This is a genomic window from Mycobacterium sp. NGS50, from assembly GCF_059812545.1.
The window spans coordinates 1-17,135 of sequence record NZ_JCALCW010000048.1 but is presented as its reverse complement, the minus strand read 5'-3'; the positions used below and the strand labels follow the sequence as shown (position 1 = coordinate 17,135).

General features: G+C 67.4%; 16 protein-coding genes. 3 read left to right on the top strand and 13 right to left on the bottom strand.

The window, feature by feature from the left end; genetic code table 11:
* Nucleotide 1: 1 nt before the first annotated feature.
* From AC5Y36_RS23855 to AC5Y36_RS23830, 6 genes are read right to left on the bottom strand one after another with little or no spacing between them, the layout of a single operon-like run.
* Entirely contained in the window at nucleotides 2–1,138 is a 1,137-nt protein-coding gene (locus AC5Y36_RS23855) for an acetate kinase (protein ID WP_500043444.1), read from the bottom strand.
* A complete protein-coding gene (gene pta / locus AC5Y36_RS23850) occupies nucleotides 1,135–3,249 on the bottom strand; it encodes a phosphate acetyltransferase (protein ID WP_500043443.1) in 2,115 nt (704 codons plus the stop codon). The genes AC5Y36_RS23855 and pta overlap by 4 nt, the downstream gene beginning before the upstream one ends.
* A complete protein-coding gene (locus tag AC5Y36_RS23845) occupies nucleotides 3,230–3,814 on the bottom strand; it encodes a maleylpyruvate isomerase family mycothiol-dependent enzyme (RefSeq protein ID WP_500043442.1) in 585 nt (194 codons plus the stop codon). Before AC5Y36_RS23845 ends, pta begins: the two co-directional genes overlap by 20 nt.
* A gap of 9 nt (nucleotides 3,815–3,823) precedes the next feature.
* The gene (locus AC5Y36_RS23840) at nucleotides 3,824–4,993 is read right to left on the bottom strand and encodes an acyl-CoA dehydrogenase (RefSeq protein ID WP_500043441.1); all 1,170 of its coding nucleotides are present in this window, start codon (nucleotides 4,991–4,993) and stop codon (nucleotides 3,824–3,826) included.
* 14 nt (nucleotides 4,994–5,007) lie between these two features.
* Entirely contained in the window at nucleotides 5,008–5,523 is a 516-nt protein-coding gene (gene purE, locus AC5Y36_RS23835; protein ID WP_500043440.1) for a 5-(carboxyamino)imidazole ribonucleotide mutase, read from the bottom strand.
* Entirely contained in the window at nucleotides 5,516–6,727 is a 1,212-nt protein-coding gene (locus tag AC5Y36_RS23830) for a 5-(carboxyamino)imidazole ribonucleotide synthase (RefSeq protein WP_500043439.1), read from the bottom strand. Before AC5Y36_RS23830 ends, purE begins: the two co-directional genes overlap by 8 nt.
* A 63-nt stretch (nucleotides 6,728–6,790) precedes the next feature.
* Here AC5Y36_RS23830 and AC5Y36_RS23825 point away from each other — a divergent pair, with 63 nt between their 5' ends.
* On the top strand, nucleotides 6,791–7,438 hold the full coding sequence (locus tag AC5Y36_RS23825) for a GtrA family protein (protein ID WP_500043438.1): 648 nt from the start codon (nucleotides 6,791–6,793) through the stop codon (nucleotides 7,436–7,438).
* Here AC5Y36_RS23825 and AC5Y36_RS23820 read toward each other — a convergent pair.
* The 6 genes from AC5Y36_RS23820 to AC5Y36_RS23795 form a co-directional block, all read right to left on the bottom strand.
* Nucleotides 7,393–7,911, bottom strand: coding sequence for a PH domain-containing protein (locus AC5Y36_RS23820; protein WP_500043437.1), 519 nt, complete (start codon nucleotides 7,909–7,911; stop codon nucleotides 7,393–7,395). The two genes, AC5Y36_RS23825 and AC5Y36_RS23820, sit on opposite strands and share 46 nt — an antisense overlap.
* 9 nt (nucleotides 7,912–7,920) lie before the next feature.
* The gene (locus AC5Y36_RS23815) at nucleotides 7,921–8,724 is read right to left on the bottom strand and encodes a biotin--[acetyl-CoA-carboxylase] ligase (RefSeq protein WP_500043436.1); all 804 of its coding nucleotides are present in this window, start codon (nucleotides 8,722–8,724) and stop codon (nucleotides 7,921–7,923) included.
* Nucleotides 8,725–8,807: 83 nt separating this feature from the next.
* Nucleotides 8,808–9,926 carry a 3-ketosteroid-9-alpha-monooxygenase, oxygenase component gene (locus tag AC5Y36_RS23810; protein WP_500043435.1) on the bottom strand — a complete coding sequence of 373 codons (1,119 nt, stop codon included), beginning with the start codon at nucleotides 9,924–9,926 and terminating at the stop codon, nucleotides 8,808–8,810.
* A gap of 44 nt (nucleotides 9,927–9,970) precedes the next feature.
* On the bottom strand, nucleotides 9,971–11,620 hold the full coding sequence (casI, locus tag AC5Y36_RS23805) for a steroid-22-oyl-CoA synthetase (RefSeq protein ID WP_500043454.1): 1,650 nt from the start codon (nucleotides 11,618–11,620) through the stop codon (nucleotides 9,971–9,973).
* A gap of 1 nt (nucleotide 11,621) precedes the next feature.
* Complete coding sequence (locus AC5Y36_RS23800; RefSeq protein ID WP_500043434.1) at nucleotides 11,622–12,173, bottom strand: nuclear transport factor 2 family protein; 552 nt, start codon at nucleotides 12,171–12,173, stop codon at nucleotides 11,622–11,624.
* Nucleotides 12,174–12,256: 83 nt separating this feature from the next.
* Nucleotides 12,257–13,360, bottom strand: a complete 1,104-nt coding sequence (locus AC5Y36_RS23795) for a helix-turn-helix domain-containing protein (RefSeq protein WP_500043433.1) — start codon at nucleotides 13,358–13,360, stop codon at nucleotides 12,257–12,259.
* Between the two features lie 127 nt (nucleotides 13,361–13,487).
* On the opposite strand from AC5Y36_RS23795, the gene AC5Y36_RS23790 reads away from it, so the two are divergent.
* Nucleotides 13,488–14,444 carry an alpha/beta hydrolase gene (locus tag AC5Y36_RS23790; RefSeq protein ID WP_500043432.1) on the top strand — a complete coding sequence of 319 codons (957 nt, stop codon included), beginning with the start codon at nucleotides 13,488–13,490 and terminating at the stop codon, nucleotides 14,442–14,444.
* Here the strand turns inward: AC5Y36_RS23790 and ligD are convergent.
* The gene (gene ligD / locus AC5Y36_RS23785) at nucleotides 14,441–15,343 is read right to left on the bottom strand and encodes a non-homologous end-joining DNA ligase (protein WP_500043431.1); all 903 of its coding nucleotides are present in this window, start codon (nucleotides 15,341–15,343) and stop codon (nucleotides 14,441–14,443) included. The genes AC5Y36_RS23790 and ligD overlap by 4 nt on opposite strands.
* A 99-nt stretch (nucleotides 15,344–15,442) precedes the next feature.
* Between ligD and AC5Y36_RS23780 the strand changes: the two genes are divergently transcribed.
* Entirely contained in the window at nucleotides 15,443–17,083 is a 1,641-nt protein-coding gene (locus AC5Y36_RS23780; RefSeq protein ID WP_500043430.1) for an acyl-CoA carboxylase subunit beta, read from the top strand.
* Nucleotides 17,084–17,135 lie beyond the last annotated feature (52 nt).

The window sequence follows — 17,135 nt, the reverse complement described above, 5'->3', positions numbered from 1 at the left end:
CCTATACGAATTCCCAGGCGGCTCGCGCAATCGCCAACTCCTCGTTGGTCGGCACCACCAGCACCGAAACCGCCGAATCGTCGGTCGAGATGATCCGGGCCTGCCGCGTCGAGGCCCGGTTGCGTTGCGGGTCGACGCCGATACCGAGCCCTTCCAGCCCGGCCAGCGCATCCTCGCGCACGCTGGCGACGTTCTCCCCGACACCCGCGGTGAAGGTGACGGCATCGACCCGGCCCAGCACCGCGAGGTAGGCGCCGACATACTTGCGCAACCGGTGCACATATACGTCGTAGGCGACCTTGGCCGCGGTGGATCCGTCGGAGATCTGCTGGGTGAGTTCCCGAAAGTCGTTGACCCCGCACAGTCCGGCGAGCCCCGAGCGGCGGTTGAGCAACTCGTCGATCTGCTCGACGTCCATGCCGGCGCTGCGCCGCAGGTGCAGCAACACCCCGGGATCGATGTCTCCGCAGCGGGTTCCCATCACCAGGCCTTCCAGCGGCGTCAACCCCATCGAGGTCTCCACGGCCAGCCCGCCGCGCACCGCTGAGGCCGAGGCGCCGTTGCCCAGATGCAGCACGATGGTGTTCAGCTCCGACAGCTCTCGGCCCAGCACGCTGGCTGTCTGACGGGAGACGTATTCGTGTGAGGTGCCGTGGAATCCGTAACGGCGGATGCCGTACTGGGCTGCGACGTCGCGGTCGATCGCGTACAGCGCCGCCGCGTCGGGAAGCGAATGAAAGAATCCGGTGTCGAAGACCGCGACATGCGGCACATCCGGGAAGTCTTTGCGGGCCACCTTGATTCCGACGGCGTTGGCCGGGTTGTGCAACGGCGCCAGCGCGGAGAGGCGTTCGATCTCGGCCAGCGTCGCATCGGTGATCAGCGTGGGCTCATAGAACCGCTGGCCGCCGTGCACCACCCGGTGACCGACCGCCTTCACCGCGGTCAGGTCGGCCCCGGAGTCGTCGAGGATCCGGTAGGCGCGCCGGAATCCCTCGACGTGATCGGGGATACCGCTGCCCGGCTCGCCGATCTGTTCCACCAGCCCGGAGGCCACCGCCGTGCCGGCCACCGGGTCGACGAGCTGGAACTTGATCGACGACGAGCCCGAGTTGAGTACCAGCACAACCCCGGTCATGGTGATTCCCCCTGGGCCTGAATCGCGGTGATCGCAACGGTGTTGACGATGTCGTCGACGAGCGCGCCACGGGACAGGTCGTTGACCGGTTTGGCGAGCCCTTGCAGCACCGGCCCGATCGCGACCGCACCCGCGGTGCGTTGTACCGCCTTGTAGGTGTTGTTCCCGGTGTTCAGGTCCGGGAACACCAGGACCGTGGCCTGGCCGGCCACCGCCGAATCCGGCAGCTTGGTGGCGGCTACGGTCGGTTCCACCGCGGCGTCGTACTGGATCGGACCGTCGACCGCCAGATCGGGGCGCCGCTGGTGAACCAATTGCGTTGCCGCACGCACCTTGTCGACATCAGCCCCGGCACCGGAGTCGCCGGTGGAGTACGACAGCATCGCCACCAGCGGTCGAATTCCGAACTGGGCAGCCGTGGCAGCCGACGAGATCGCGATGTCGGCCAGTTGTTCGACGGTCGGATCGGGCACCACCGCACAGTCTCCGAACGCCAACACCCGGTCAGCCAGGCACATCAGGAACACGCTGGACACTGTCGAGACCCCGGGCGCCGTTTTGATGATTTCGAACGCCGGCCGGATGGTGTGCGCGGTGGTGTGCGCGGCACCGGACACCATCCCGTCGGCAACCCCCAGGTGCACCATCATCGTGCCGAAATAGGAGATGTCGCGCATGATTTCACGGGCGCGGTCCTCGGTCATCCCTTTGTGTGCGCGCAACCGCAGATACTCGGCACCGAACTGGTCCCGCAGGTCGCTGCGCTCGGGGTCGAGCACCTGCGCGTTGGATAGGTCGACGCCGAGTTCGGCGCCGCGGCGGCGTACCGCGGCCTCCACACCGAGGATGGTCAGGTCGACGATGCCCCGCGCCAGCAGCCGTCCGGCGGCGAGCAGGATGCGGTCGTCGCCACCTTCGGGCAGCACGATGTGCCGTCGTTGGGCACGCGCGCGTTCCAGCAGCCGGTACTCGAACAGTTGCGGGGTGACGGCGGACACTGCCGGCGCCTTCATCCGCTCCACCAGCACGCTGCCGTCGATGTGGCGTGCCATGACCTCCAACGCGGTGTCGACCTTGCGCAGCGCGTCGACGTGGATACGGGCCCGGGTGTGCGACGCGGCCTCCGCCGTCTTGTAGGTGCCGTGCTCGGTGGCGATCAGCGGCAACGTCGGCTGCAGGCCCTTGACCAGCTTGTCGATCGCCGGGTGCGGCAGCAGCCCACCGTTGAGGATGATTCCGGTCAGGGACGGAAAGCCCTGTGCAGCATGGGCGTTCACCAGGGCCAGCAGAACCTCCGACCGATCGGCGGGAACGATGACGACCTGCCCCTCGACGAGCCGCTCCAGGATGTTTTCGGCGGTCATGCCGCCGACCATCACACTCATGGCCTCGCGCCGCAGCAGCTCCGGGTCGCCGCTGTACAGGGTGCCGCCCAGCGCCGCGCAGAGTTCGGCCATGGTCGGTGCGGCCAGCAGCGGCACCTCGGGCACGCTGAACGCCGGCAGCCCGGTGCCGCCCAGCGCCGCGGTAACCGAGGCCAACTGCGCCGGGTCGCAGCGATTGACGATCACCGCCAGCGGCCGGGCATACCCGGCGGCCAGTTCGGTCAGGCACCGCCCCGTGATCTGAGTGACGGTGTCCGGGTCGCGGCCGTGCCCGTTGATGGCCAGCAGCATCGGTGTACCGAGGTTGGCCGCGACGCGGGCGTTGAACGCCAATTCGGTGGGGTTGACGACGTCGGTGTAGTCGCTGCCGACCACCAGAACCACATCACACTGGGCGGCGACGGCGTGATAGCCGGCGACGATGTCGCTCAACGCTGCCGCCGAATCCTGGTGCACCTGCTGGTAGGTGACACCCACGCACTGCGAGGAGTCATCCAGGGTGGCGGTGGCGTGCGCGAGCAGCAACATCAGCAGCTCATCGGGTTCCTCGCGGGACCGCACGACCGGCCGGAACACCCCGACCCGCCCGACCGACGCCGCCAACAGGTGCACCAGCCCCAGCGCCACAGTGGATTTGCCGGTGCCGGCCTCCGCAGCGGCCAAGTACAGACCCGATGGTTCCGTGGACACGGAACCATCGGGTCGCTCAGCGCTCGATGTCAACATCGGAAATGTCGCGCCCGCCTAGCCACAGACCCAGCACCTCGGCAGTGCCGCGCACCCGGATACCGCGGCCCATCGGCTTACCGACTCCGTTCGTCGGTTCCACCCGGTATTTGAGGAGCGTGGGCTGGGCCTTCTGGATGGTCAGCAACATCCCCTCACGCAGGATCGCGGCCTCCTCCACCTCCGGCAGCACCCGGCTACGCCCAAGTCCACGCAGCACGTCCTGATGGTGCATTGCCACATCGCCGAGCAGCAGCCCGGCCAGTCGGCGATCCGTCGGCTTAGCCAGATCCGCCCATCGGCGACCCATCGCGATCAGGGTGTCCCGACGCTGCCGGCGACCCGCGGCAACCGCAGCCGCGTTGATCTGGTGCATCCGCCACGGGGCACGCAGATAACGGCCGACGTCGGCGGTACCGATCAAGTGCGCCAACACATCCCGTGGCGACCATCGGGTGCACAGCGTGGGACCGTCGTCGAATTCGGCGTCGGTGAGCGCGTCGACGGTATCCACGAATGCGTGGCGTCCTGCCCGAGCCGCGTCCAGGGTCTGCTGAGAGGGCATGGCTGCAAGTTACCGCAGCAGGTGGCGGCTCATGACGACTCGTTGGATTTGGTTGGTGCCTTCATAGATCTGGGTGATCTTGGCGTCGCGCATCATGCGTTCGACCGGGAAATCGGTGGTGTAGCCGGCACCGCCGAACAACTGCACCGCATCGGTGGTGACCTCCATGGCCACATCGGAGGCAAAACACTTCGACGCCGCCGAAATGAAGCCCAGCGCGGTCTCCCCACGCTCAGCACGCGCGGCAGCGTGATACACCATCAACCGGGCGGCCTCCAACTTCATCGCCATATCGGCGATCATGAACTGCACCCCCTGAAAATCACTGACCGCACTCCCGAACTGCTTGCGATCCTTGGTGTAGGCGATCGCCGCATCCAACGCACCCTGAGCGATCCCCACCGCCTGCGCCCCGATCGTGGGCCGGGTGTGATCCAGGGTCCGCAACGCCGTCTTAAACCCCGTCCCCGGCTCCCCGATGATCCGATCCCCGGGAATGCGGCAATTCTCGAAATACAACTCCGTCGTCGGAGACCCCTTGATCCCCAACTTGTGCTCCTTGGGACCCACGGTGAAACCCTCATCATCGGCATGCACCATGAACGCCGAAATGCCGTTGGCCCCCAGATCCGGATCGGTCACCGCCATCACCGTGTACCACGTCGACTTCCCACCATTGGTGATCCAGCACTTCGACCCATTCAAAATCCAGTCATCCCCGTCGGCGCGCGCCCGGGTGCGCATCGAAGCCGCATCAGAGCCGGCCTCACGCTCCGAGAGCGCATATGACGCCATCGCCGACCCATCAGCCAACGACGGCAACACCTGCGCCTGCAACTCAGTAGACCCCGACAAAATCAGGCCCATCGTGCCCAACTTGTTGACCGCCGGAATCAACGACGCCGACGCATCAACCCGAGCCACCTCCTCGATCACAATGCACGCCGCCACCGAATCCGCGCCCTGCCCACCAAACTCCTCGGGCACATGCACCGCATTGAACCCAGAAGAGGACAAAGCCGCTAAAGCCTCATCAGGGAACCGGCTCCTCTCATCGACATCCTTGGCATACGGAGCGATCTCCTTCTCCGCCAACGCCCGAATCGCCGCCCGCAACTCCTCATGCTCCTCAGGCAGCTTGAACACATCAAACGAGGGATTTCCGCCCCACCCAGCCATCACAACCTCCTCAGTTACTGGCCGGTAACTTTACCTTGTAGCGCAGCGTCCTTCGCCAGCACCGTGTCGGCCAGCTGGTCTTGGAATGCCACCATGCGTTTGCGCAGCGCCGCATCGGCCGAGCCCAGGATGCGTACCGCCAGCAACCCCGCATTACGGGCGCCACCGATGGACACCGTGGCCACCGGGACCCCGGCGGGCATCTGGACGATCGACAGCAGCGAATCCAGGCCGTCCAAGCGCGCCAACGGCACCGGGACGCCGATCACCGGCAGTGGGGTGGCCGACGCGACCATGCCCGGCAGGTGCGCGGCGCCGCCGGCTCCGGCGATGATCACCTCGATACCGCGGTCGGCCGCGTTGCGGGCGTAATCGAACATCCGCTGCGGGGTGCGGTGCGCCGACACCACGCCGACCTCGAAGGGCACGTCGAATTCGGCAAGTGCGTGGGCGGCGTCGACCATCACCGACCAGTCGCTGTCGCTGCCCATGATCACCCCGACGCGCGGGCGGTTGGTGGTGTCAGGCATGTGCGTCCCATCCGTCGGTCCATTGAGCCTGCGATAGCCAGTGTGCCGCCCGCTCGGCCCGCTCGCGCAGGTTTGGCAGGTCCGCCGGGTCGGCCCCGACCAAGTTGATGTGCCCGACCTTGCGGCCCGGACGTTCCGCCTTGCCGTACAGGTGCACTCGCGCATCGGGCAGCCGGGCGAACAAGTGGTGCAGGCGTTCGTCCATCGTCATCGCCGGGGGCTGCGCGGCGCCCAGCACGTTGGCCATCACGGTCAGCGGCGCGACGGCGCTGGTGTCGCCGAGCGGATAGTCCAGCACCGCCCGCAGGTGCTGTTCGAACTGGCTGGTGACCGCGCCGTCCATGGTCCAGTGCCCGGAGTTGTGCGGCCGCATCGCCAGCTCATTGACGAGCAATGCGCCGTCGGGGGTCTCGAACAGCTCAACGGCCAGCACCCCGACCACGCCGAGTTCGTCGGCCAGCCGCAACGCGAGCTGCTGGGCTTCAGCGGCCCGTGCGTCGCTCAGGTCGGGTGCGGGTGCGATCACCACCACACAGATGCCGTCTTCCTGCACGGTCTCGACCACCGGCCATGCGGCGCCCTGGCCGAACGGCGAGCGCGCCACCAGCGCCGCAAGTTCGCGGCGCATCGCGACCCGCTCCTCGACCAGCACCGGCACCCCGGAGCGCAGGAATTCGGCTGCGATGTCGCGGGCTGCGGCGGCGTCGGCGGCCATCGCCACACCCCGGCCGTCGTAACCGCCGCGGGCGGCCTTGACCACGACCGGACGGCCGTCGGCGAACCGGTCCAGCAGATCCAGCTCGTCGATGCCCTCGATCCCGATATAGGCCGGCACCGGCGCGCCGAGTGCCTCCAGCCGGCGCCGCATGACCAGCTTGTCCTGGGCGTGGATCAGGGCCTGCGGCGGCGGCGCCACGTTGATGCCCTCGGCGACCAGTTTCTCCAGCAGCTCGGTGGGCACATGCTCATGGTCGAAGGTCAGCGCGTGGGTGCCGGCCGCGACCCGGCGCAGGTCGTCGAGGTTGGTGTGCGAGCCGATCACCACGTCGGGGCTGACCTGGGCGGCCGGCTCGTCGGCGTCGGCGGCCAGCACGCGCAGCGTTTGACCCAAAGCGATCGCCGCTTGGTGGGTCATCCGGGCGAGTTGGCCGCCGCCGACCATGGCGACCAACGGCGAGGAGGGGGTGTTCGGCACGGGCATCATGGTGTCATGCCCGGTGAGCACTGATTACGCATGAGTAGCCAGAAATACGTAGGATGGCGTGTTGTGTCCTTCACCGACGCCACAATCGCGCGCTTACCAGGGGTGATCCGCCCACTGGCGGAGCGTCACCATGAGCTGATCAAGTTCGCCATCGTCGGCGGGACCACGTTCGTCATCGACTTGGGTGTGTTCTACACCCTCAAGCTGACCGTGCTCGAGCCCAAGCCGGTCACCGCGAAGGTGATCGCCGGCATCGTCGCGGTGATCGCCTCCTACATCCTGAACCGGGAGTGGAGCTTCAAAGACCGCGGCGGCCGTGAGCGCCATCACGAGGCGCTGCTGTTCTTCGCGGTCAGTGGGGTGGGTGTGCTGCTGTCGATGGCGCCACTGTGGTTCTCCAGCTATGTGTTGCAGTTGCGGGTGCCGACGGTCTCGCTGACCGTGGAGAACATCGCCGACTTCATCTCGGCCTACATCATCGGCAACCTGCTGCAGATGGCGTTCCGGTTCTGGGCATTTCGACGGTGGGTGTTTCCCGACGAGTTCGGCCGCAACCCGGACAAGGCCCTGGGTTCGTTGACCGCAGGAGGGATCGCCGAAGCCCTCGAGGACGGCGGAACGGTCACCCTGATGCGGGGCTGGCGCTCACGCCGCAGCCGGTTGACTCAGCTGGGCGATTCGTCGGATCCCAACGTGTCGAAAACCTCGTGATATAGCAGCGCGTGGACGTGTTCCACCTGCGGAATGTCGTGGAACTCCAGCGGATCCTGCGACGCTGATTCGATGATCAGCGTCCCGGTCCGCAGAATCCGGTCGATGAGGCGGTGGGTGAATTCCACGCTGTTGATCCGGGCCAGCGGGATGTCGATGCCGCTGCGGGTGAGCACACCGTGCCGGAACATCACCCGCCGGTCGGTGATCACGAAATGGGTGGTCAGCCAGCCCAGGAACGGCCGCGCCGACAACCAGATCACCAGCAGCAGCCAGATCGCCGCGATCACCCCGTAGATGATGTTCCGGACGTTCTGTGCCCAGTCCTGGGTGCTGACGAAACCGGCGCTGAACGCGGCCAGCGCACTGGCCAGCAGCAGCGCCAGCACCGCCCCGACCAAACGTTTCCAGTGCGGATGGCGGTGCAGCACGACCTGCTCGTCGCCGGCGAGCACATTCTCCGGGTAGCCCACGGCTGAACTCTAAACGCCGGGGCGCAGGTGTGTGACGTCTCCGGCCGAGACGGTTTCGATGCCGGTGCCGGTGTCGATGCGCAACCGACCGAGGTCATCGATGGCCTCGGCGACACCTTCGATCTGCCGATCACCGGGCAGGCTGGCCCGCACCCGGGAGCCCAGGGTGGCGCTGTGTGCCCGGTAGTCGGCGATCAGCGCCGCATCGGCCCCGCACGCGCCACGCCAGGCCTGCAGCCGCCGGGCCAGGGCGCGCAGCACCGCCGCGGCCAGTACGGTGCGATCGGTCGGCGCGCCCAACATGGTCAGCGAGGTCGCCGAGGTGCCTTCGGGTACCTCGGCGACGGTCATGGTCGCGTTCAGGCCGACCCCGACGATGATGACCTGGGTGGGGGCGGCGACTTCGGCGAGGATGCCGGCCAGTTTTCCGTCGCCGACCACGACGTCGTTGGGCCATTTCAGCCGGGCCTCGACGCTAGGAGCCACCTCGGCGAGCGCGTCGATGATCGCGACCCCGGTGGCCAGCGTCAGCCAGCCCCAGCCGCTGGTCGGCACCGCGCCCGCACCGACCCCGACCGACAGGGCGAGCTGGCTGCGCGGCGGGGTCGACCAGTGCCGACCGTGGCGGCCCCGCCCCGCGCTTTGATGCTCGGCCAGCAGCACCGCACCGTCGATGTCCTCGCCGGCGCCGGCACGGGCCAGCAGGTCGGCGTTGGTGGATCCGGTTTCCTCGACCACGTCGAGGCGGCGCCACGACAGGTCGGGCCCGACCAGTTGCGCACGCAGCGCGGAAGCGTCAAGGGCCTCAGTCATGGCGTCATTCTACGGCCGCCGAATGTTGGGTTGTTGCACGCTTTTCGCCGATATCTGTGCAACAACCCGACATTCGGCCTGACTCAGCCGCGCGCCGCCAGGTTGGCGGCCACCTCCTGCAGCCACACCCCCTGGGCGTGGGTGGTGTCGACTTCCTGCTCGAAACGGTCGGTCATCTCCGCGGTGACGTCGGCGGCGTCGACGTAGAACTGCTCATACCAGCGGCGGTGCTGATAGACCGGGCCGTCTTCCTCGGTCAGCAGCGGATTGTCGATGCGGGTCTTGTGTTTCCAGATTTCGACGTCTTCGAGAAATCCCTCGCCGAACAGCTTGCCCATCGAGGCGGCCAGCTTCTGGGCCTTGTCGGCGGGCAGTCCGGGCATCTGCTGCACCGCGACCCCCCACTGCAGCATGAACGAATTCTGGGTGACCGGGTAGTGGCTGTTGATCAGCGCCACCTCGACGGTGAAATCCGGACCGAGGTCGTTGTGCAGCCAGTTGATCATGTACGCCGGCCCGAAGTAGGTGGCCTCCGAGCGCAGATGGGTGCCCTCCCACAGCTTGTCGGGGTCCTCCTCGGTGTCGCGGCGGGGCTTGGACTCCATGAACTGGCTGGCGGTGTGGCCTTCGATGACGTTCTTGAAGTAGGTCGGGTAGGCGTGGTGGATGTAGAAGAAGTGCGCCATGTCGACGTTGTTGTCCACGATTTCGCGGCAGTTCGACCCCTCGATCAGGATCGAATCCCATTGCCACGGTGACCAGATGCCGTCGTCGTAGCCCTCGATGGTGGGCGGCGTCAGCTCCGGGGCCGGGGTGGAGCCTTCCGGGTCGTGCCAGACCAGCAGTTGGCCGTTGACCTCGCAGGTCGGCCAGCGCCGGGTGCGGGCCGCCCGCGGTACCCGGCGTGCGTAGGGTACGTCCACGCAGCGCCCGGAGCTGCCCTCCCAGCGCCAGTCGTGAAAGGCGCACGCCAGCGTGTCGCCCTTGATGGTGCCCATGGCCAGATCCGCCCCCATGTGCCGGCAGTAGGCGTCCAGCACGTGCAGGGCACCGGCGGAATCGGCGAACACCACGACCCGGGTCCCGAAGGCGTTGATGCCGTGCGGTTTCCCGTCTCGGAACGACTCGGCCAAACCCAGGCAATGCCATCCGCGGGCGAACCGGGTCATCGGTGCGCCGGCGTCGATCTCGCGAACGTTCATCGCTGACTCCTTCATGGTTGGGCTGCTTGTCGGGCGGGGCCGCCTTACAGGTAACGCTGCCGGCCGTGGGCGGCGAACTGCGCATCCAGCGCGCGCTTGTCGTCGCCACTCATCCGGGTATACACCGGTTCGCCCCGCCCCACCCAGCGATACACCGGTTCGTCGGTGTGCCAGCGCTGGGCCTGCAACTCCCGTTTGAGCACCTTGTTGGAGCCGGTGACCGGCAGATTGGCCGAGATCCGCAGGAACCGCGGAAACCCTTTGCGGCCCAGGTCCTCATGGCCGGACAGATAGGCCGCGAATGCGGCGGCATCGAACTGCTCGGGATCGGCGACCTCGATCGCGGCCATCACCTGGTCCCCCGACCGCGGGTCGGGCACCGCATACGCCGCCGCGGCGATCACCCGGGGATGACGGCGCAATACCCGCTCGATCGTCAACGCCGACGTGTTCTCGCCGTCGACCCGGATCCAGTCGCCCCGCCGGCCGGCGAAGTACATGAATCCGGCCGCGTCCAGATAGCCGAGGTCACCGGTCCAGTACCAGCCGTTGCGAATGCGGTCGGAGTCTGCGTCATCGTTCTTGTAGTAGCCCTCGAAGGTGCGGGTCCCGGCCTTGTCGACAATCTCACCGACCGCATCGTCGGGGTTGAGGATGCGACCATGATCATCCAAAATCGCTGGAACACAGTCGATCATCGTCTCCGGGTCGACCACCGCGACGCCGGGGTGCGCTGGGCGGCCCAAGGCCCCGGGCGGTGCGTCCGGTGCCAGCGCCACCGCGCCGCCACCCTCGCTGGAGCCGTAGCCCTCGTACAGCTCGGCGCCGAAGCGGCGACGGAACTCTGCCTGGTCATCGGGCGAGGCCTCGGTCCCGAACCCGCGCACCAGAGGATTGTCGGCGTCGTCGGGCTGCTCCGGGGTGGACATCAGGTAGCCCAACGCCTTGCCGACATAGGTGAAGAACGTGGCACCGAAATACCGGACGTCGGGCAGGAACCGTGACGCCGAGAAGCTCGGGGTCAGGCATACCGTGGCGCCGTTGGCCAGCGCCGGCGCCCACAGCGCCATGATCGCGTTGCCGTGGAACAGCGGCATGCAGCAGTAGTCGACGTCCTCGCGGACGTGGCCGAACTTCTCTGTTGCGGCGTAGGCGATCCCGGCCAGCCGGCCCTGGCTGCACTTGACCGCTTTGGAGGCACCGGTGGTCCCCGAGGTGAACAACAGCAGGAACAGCGACTCGGCATCCGCTCCCGGCGCGACGGCGGGGACGACCCGGTGAAGGTCGAGCAGCCGGTCGTAGGAGGGATCGTCGATGACCACGAACCGGTCCGGACCCAGCCCGAGGTTCAGGCCGCGGAGCCGCTGGCACCCCCGGGTGTCGGTGACGATCAGTTGGCAGTCGGCGTGCCGGATCTCGGCTTCCATCTCCGCCGGGCCGCGGGTGGGGTTGATGCCGACGATGGTGGCGCCGACCAGTGCGGCACCACCCAGCCAGAACAGGAAGTCGGGCACGTTGTCCAGCAGCACCCCGATGTGAAAGGGCCCGTCCTGGCGCAGTTTCTGGGCCTGCGCGCCGCGCGCGGCGGACTCGGCGACCACCTCGTGCCACGTCCAGTCCCGTTCGCGGGTGCGCAGCCCGAGATGGCGGTCGCCGACCCGGTCGAGCAACATCGTCGCAATATCAGAGCGCATATCAGGCGGAGGCATGCACCAGGTCGATGTACTGCTGCGGTAGGTCTTCGCGCGACAGCTTGGTCACGCTGACCGGACCCGAGTGGTAGGAATCCTCGCCTTCGATCAGCCCCTGCTCATCGATCGGCCACAGGATCAGCTGACGGAACACGACCAGGTAGTCGCCGGATTCGTCGTCGACCTCCACACCGATGCCGGCCGCCGCCGCGCCCGGGTAGATCATCTTGAGGAAACCCTCGGTCACCAGGCAGTAGTCGTCGACGACCAGCCGCTGGATCTCGAACTCCAGCACGTTGGCCTGGGACTCCACGAACGCGCTGTAGTAGGTGCGCACACCGTCGGTGGTCTTCGGGCCGACGTCCTGGCCGTCCACCCAGAAGTGGTAATCCGGGTTGGGGCTCAGCGTCGCCATCAACCGGTCGAGGTCGGGTGCGGCCTCGGCGTACATGTGCTCGAGCACCGAGCTCAGCACCAGACGGTGACGTTCGTTGGTGGTTTCGGCCAGTCGCTTCTCCAGCGTGCGCCACGTTTGGGTCGGATCGATAATCGCCATGCGGCAATCATCACCAACGGCCCCGCCCCTGGTCATCAGCCGTGCGTCGACAGGTTGCACGCATCGACCCGACAATTGTCGGGTTACCCTTCGGGTCGGTCCGGCTCGGTCAGTTCGGCCGAGGACAGCCCGATCCGGCGGACCATCAGCACCAACGTGGCCATGAACCGGTCCATTGGGTCGTCAAGATCCCATCCCATTGCTGCTTCGATGTGCGCCAGCCGCGCGGCGACCGTGCTGTGGTGCACGTGCAACTCGGCCGCGGTGCGCCGCAATGACCCGAATACGCAGAACGCCTCGGTGGTACTGATCTCGAGTGCACCTGTCGGTGTCGCCGCGATCTGGTTGATCCGCGTGACATCCGGGTTGCGTGCCACCTGCTCGGCGGTCAGATCGGCCAGCAGATCCAGCGCGCTCAGGCGTTCGTAGGCGACCGCTCGCCGGCCGTAGCCTGTCGATGACGCGAAACGCAGCGCATGCAGCGCTTGACGCCATGACGTTCCGGCCGCGAAAACGCTGACACCGGAACCGATCCCCACCCAGGGGCCGCGATCGGATCCTGCGGTCCGGGGCGCCGGGAATGCCGCGACGATGGCGCTCTCCAGCTCATCGGCGAAGGCCCGGCTGTCCACCACCCCTTGGCACAGCACCGCGGTCGCGCGGCCGATCCGGGCCGAGCGGACCGACAGACCCGGCAGACGGCCGGTGATGATCCGCAGCGCCTCCGGCGGGGAATGCGCCGACACGGCCAGCACCCGGGTTTCCCGCTCCTCATCCAGGCCCAGCAGGCGGATCGCCCGCGCCCGGTCCTCTCGGTGCTCCTTGACGGACAACACCACTTCGAGCAGCGCCGGGTCGCCCAGCCGCGGGGTCGCCGACGCCCCGGCCCGGTGCAGGGTACGACGAAGTCGGTCGAGCACGACCGAGTCGAGCGCGGCGGCGGTGCCGTCGCGTTCCAGCCAGACGGCCGGATCCTCCCCGGCGGCCGGCGACGTGGGCAGATCAGTGTGTGCGGGTAGCTGTCCCGTCGGGCCGTAGCGCTTCACCGTGCCCGACGCCCACCGGGCCCCGACCGGGCATCCGGCCAGCTCAGCCGCGGTGTGCAGCACGATGTCGGCATCGGCCGCCGCGTCGTCGAGCTCGTCGAACCGGGCGATGATCGCCAGCAAGGCCGCCACATCGCTCATCTGCGGAGGCTACCTCGCGCGGATTGCAGCGGAGTACCCGTTGAATTACTCGGCAAACGTGAGAATGCGCACGTGGGTGGTTGCCAGCCGTGGGGTATTCGATCAGCAACCGTAGGAGTTGATCGAAATGGTTACCCGCCGGCCCGCACGACGGATTCACCACCGCCACAGCCCACAGTCGGTAGCGGTCTCACTCGCCAGTCGATTCATCGTCAAGAACATGGTCCGCGCATGGTCGGTGCAGCCGGACCTCAGCTGGCCGTTCGAATCCGTCGACTGGTTTGCCCGACTGTTGCCATACCGATCCCCAGCGAAGGTCGAGCGGGTCAAGCTGGATGATTGCGCCGCGGAATGGATTCACCTGAGCGCCCACCCGCCGGACCGAGCCATCCTTTACCTGCACGGAGGGGCCTTTTTGACCTGCGGCCTCAATACGCACCGATCGCTGGCGGCCCGGCTGGCCAAGGCGTCCGACGCGGGGGTGCTCAACGTCGCCTACCGGATGTTGCCGTCGCACCAGATCTGCGATGCGGTCGACGACGCGCTCAGTGGGCTTCGTTGGTTGCTGCAGCGCGGCTACGACGCCGAGCGCATCGTCGTCGCGGGCGACTCCGCCGGCGGGTATCTCGCGTTCATGTCCACCTTGGCCGCCATCCGGGACCAGGTGGTGACACCGGCCGGCGTGGCCACCGTGTCGCCGCTCACCGACGCCGACCCGGCCGCGAAGCTCGGCCACCGCAACGCTCGGCGGTGTTCCATGTTTCCGAGCACCGCCCTGTCGGTGTTCGCCCGCTATCTGCGGCATCCGCAGATCCTGTCGCCGGTGGACGTCGACCTGTCGTCGCTGCCACCGGTGACCATCCACGCCAGTTCCGACGAGCTACTGCTCGCCGATGCCGAGCTGATGGCGCAGCGGCTCGCCGCCGCCGAGGTTCCCTGCGATCTGCACCTGTGGGACGGGCAGATTCACGATTTTCCGCTGGCCGCTGATGTGCTGCCGGAGGGACGGCGGGCAATTCGTTATCTCGGCGATTTCGTCCGGAAGGTCACCGAGCCTCCCAAGGACGGCGATCGCGCGGCCTAATCGCGCAGCCTGGCCAGGCGCTCGCGTCGGCGGAACAGTGAACGCGCGCGCTGGCGCATATCGCTCCACGGATCGCCCTGCTCGGCCACCCGCTTGGGTACGTCGCGCAGCGTGAATCGGTCCGCCCGCATGCCGCGGGTCTTGAGCTCTTCCCATTGCAGCGGGGTGGCCACCGGGGCTCCCGCACGGGCCCGCACCGCGTACGGCGCGACCGCGGTCTGGCCGTAGGCATTGCGCATCACATCCAGGTAGACCCGGTCACCGCGACTGTCCTTGCGCATCGCGAGGGTGCGGTGCGCCGGATCGTCGGCGCACACCACTTCGGCGACCTCGCGGGCGAACTGGCGGGCGGTGTCGAAGTCGGCGTCACCGCGCAGCGGTGTCACGACATGCAGGCCCCGCGATCCGGTGGTCTGCAGGTAGGCCGCCAGCCCGAGGTCGTCGAGGACGTCGGCCAGGGCACGCGCGGTCGCACGCACCCTGGCGAAGTCGTCGTCGGACGGATCGAGGTCGAAGACAAGCTGATCCGGGGTGTGCAACCGCGGCACGCGCGACAACCAGCGGTGCGGGGTGATGCAGTCCTGGTTGCCTATCCAGGCCAACGCTTCCCGACGTTGGGCCAGCGGGTGCACCACGGTGGCGCCCTTCTTTCCGCCCTTCTTGGCGACTTCGGCCCGCTGCATCCAGTCCGGCAGCGACGCAGCGAAGTTCTGTTGGACGAAGCCCTCCTCGTCGATACCGCCGGGAAACCGGGTCAGGGTCAGCGGCCGCCCCTTCAGATGCGGCAGCATCACCGGGGCCACCGCGACGTAGTAGGCGACCAAGTCCGCCTTGGTGATGCCATCGTCGGGGAACAGCACCCGGTCCGGGTGGGTGACGTCGACCTTGCGAAGCGTCATCTGTGGGGCGTACCCGCGGGCGCCCCAGACAAACCCCGCCACGCCTAGCGACCCACCGCATTCTTGGCAATTCAGTAAGGACCGCTAAGCTCGACTCCCATGACGAGCGTTACCGACCACACGGCGGAACCTGCCGCGGAGCACACCATCGACATCCACACCACGGCGGGCAAGCTGGCCGATCTGCGGCGCCGCACCGAGGAGACCCTGCACCCGGTCGGTGAAGCCGCGGTGGAGAAGGTGCACGCCAAGGGAAAGCTGACCGCCCGCGAGCGCATCTTCGCGCTGTTGGACGAGGACTCGTTCGTCGAGTTGGACGCACTGGCCCGGCACCGCAGCACCAACTTCGGGATGGCGGAGAAGCGCCCGCTCGGCGATGGCGTGGTGACCGGCTACGGCACCATCGACGGCCGCGAGGTGTGCATCTTCAGCCAGGACGCCACCGTGTTCGGCGGCAGCCTCGGCGAGGTCTACGGCGAGAAGATCGTCAAGGTGCAGGAGCTGGCCATCAAGACCGGCCGGCCGCTGATCGGTATCAACGACGGCGCCGGCGCCCGCATCCAGGAGGGTGTGGTTTCGCTGGGCCTGTACAGCAAGATCTTCCACAACAACATCCTGGCCTCCGGTGTCATCCCGCAGATCTCGCTGATCATGGGCGCGGCCGCCGGCGGGCACGTGTACTCCCCCGCACTGACCGACTTCGTCGTCATGGTCGACCAGACCAGCCAGATGTTCATCACCGGCCCCGACGTGATCAAGACCGTCACCGGTGAGGACGTCACCCAGGAGGAACTCGGCGGCGCGCACACCCACATGGGCAAGTCCGGCACCGCGCACTACGTCGCCTCCGGCGAGCAGGACGCGTTCGACTACGTGCGGGACCTGCTGAGCTACCTGCCGCCCAACAACTACGCCGATCCGCCGCGCTACTCGGCGCCGGTGCCGACCGGCCCGATCGAGGATAACCTCACCGACGAGGACCTCGAACTGGACACCTTGATCCCGGATTCGCCGAACCAGCCGTACGACATGCACGAGGTGATCACCCGCATCCTCGACGACGACGAGTTCCTAGAGGTGCAGGCCGGCTACGCGCAGAACATCATCGTCGGTTTCGGTCGCATCGAAGGCCGACCGGTCGGTCTGGTGGCCAACCAGCCGACGCAGTTCGCCGGCTGCCTGGACATCAACGCCTCGGAGAAGGCGGCCCGCTTCATCCGGACCTGCGACTGCTTCAACATCCCGATTGTGCTGCTGGTGGACGTGCCGGGCTTCCTGCCGGGCACCGAGCAGGAGTACAACGGCATCATCCGCCGCGGCGCCAAGCTGCTCTACGCCTACGGCGAGGCCACCGTCGCCAAGATCACCGTCATCACCCGCAAGGCCTACGGCGGCGCGTACTGCGTCATGGGGTCCAAGGAGATGGGCGCCGACGTCAACGTCGCCTGGCCGACCGCCCAGATCGCGGTGATGGGCGCCTCCGGTGCCGTCGGCTTCGTGTACCGGTCCCAGCTGAAAGAGGCTGCCGAGAGCGGCCAGGATGTGGATGCGCTTCGCCTGCAGCTGCAGCAGGAGTACGAGGACACCCTGGTGAACCCGTACATCGCGGCCGAACGCGGTTATGTCGACGCGGTCATCCCGCCGTCGCACACCCGCGGCTACGTGGCCAACGCGCTGCGGCTGCTGGAACGCAAGATCGTCCAGTTGCCGCCGAAGAAGCATGGGAACATTCCACTGTGAGTCGAGTGAGCGGAGCGAGCTTGTGAGCGACGGGAACGAGACGAACAATCCC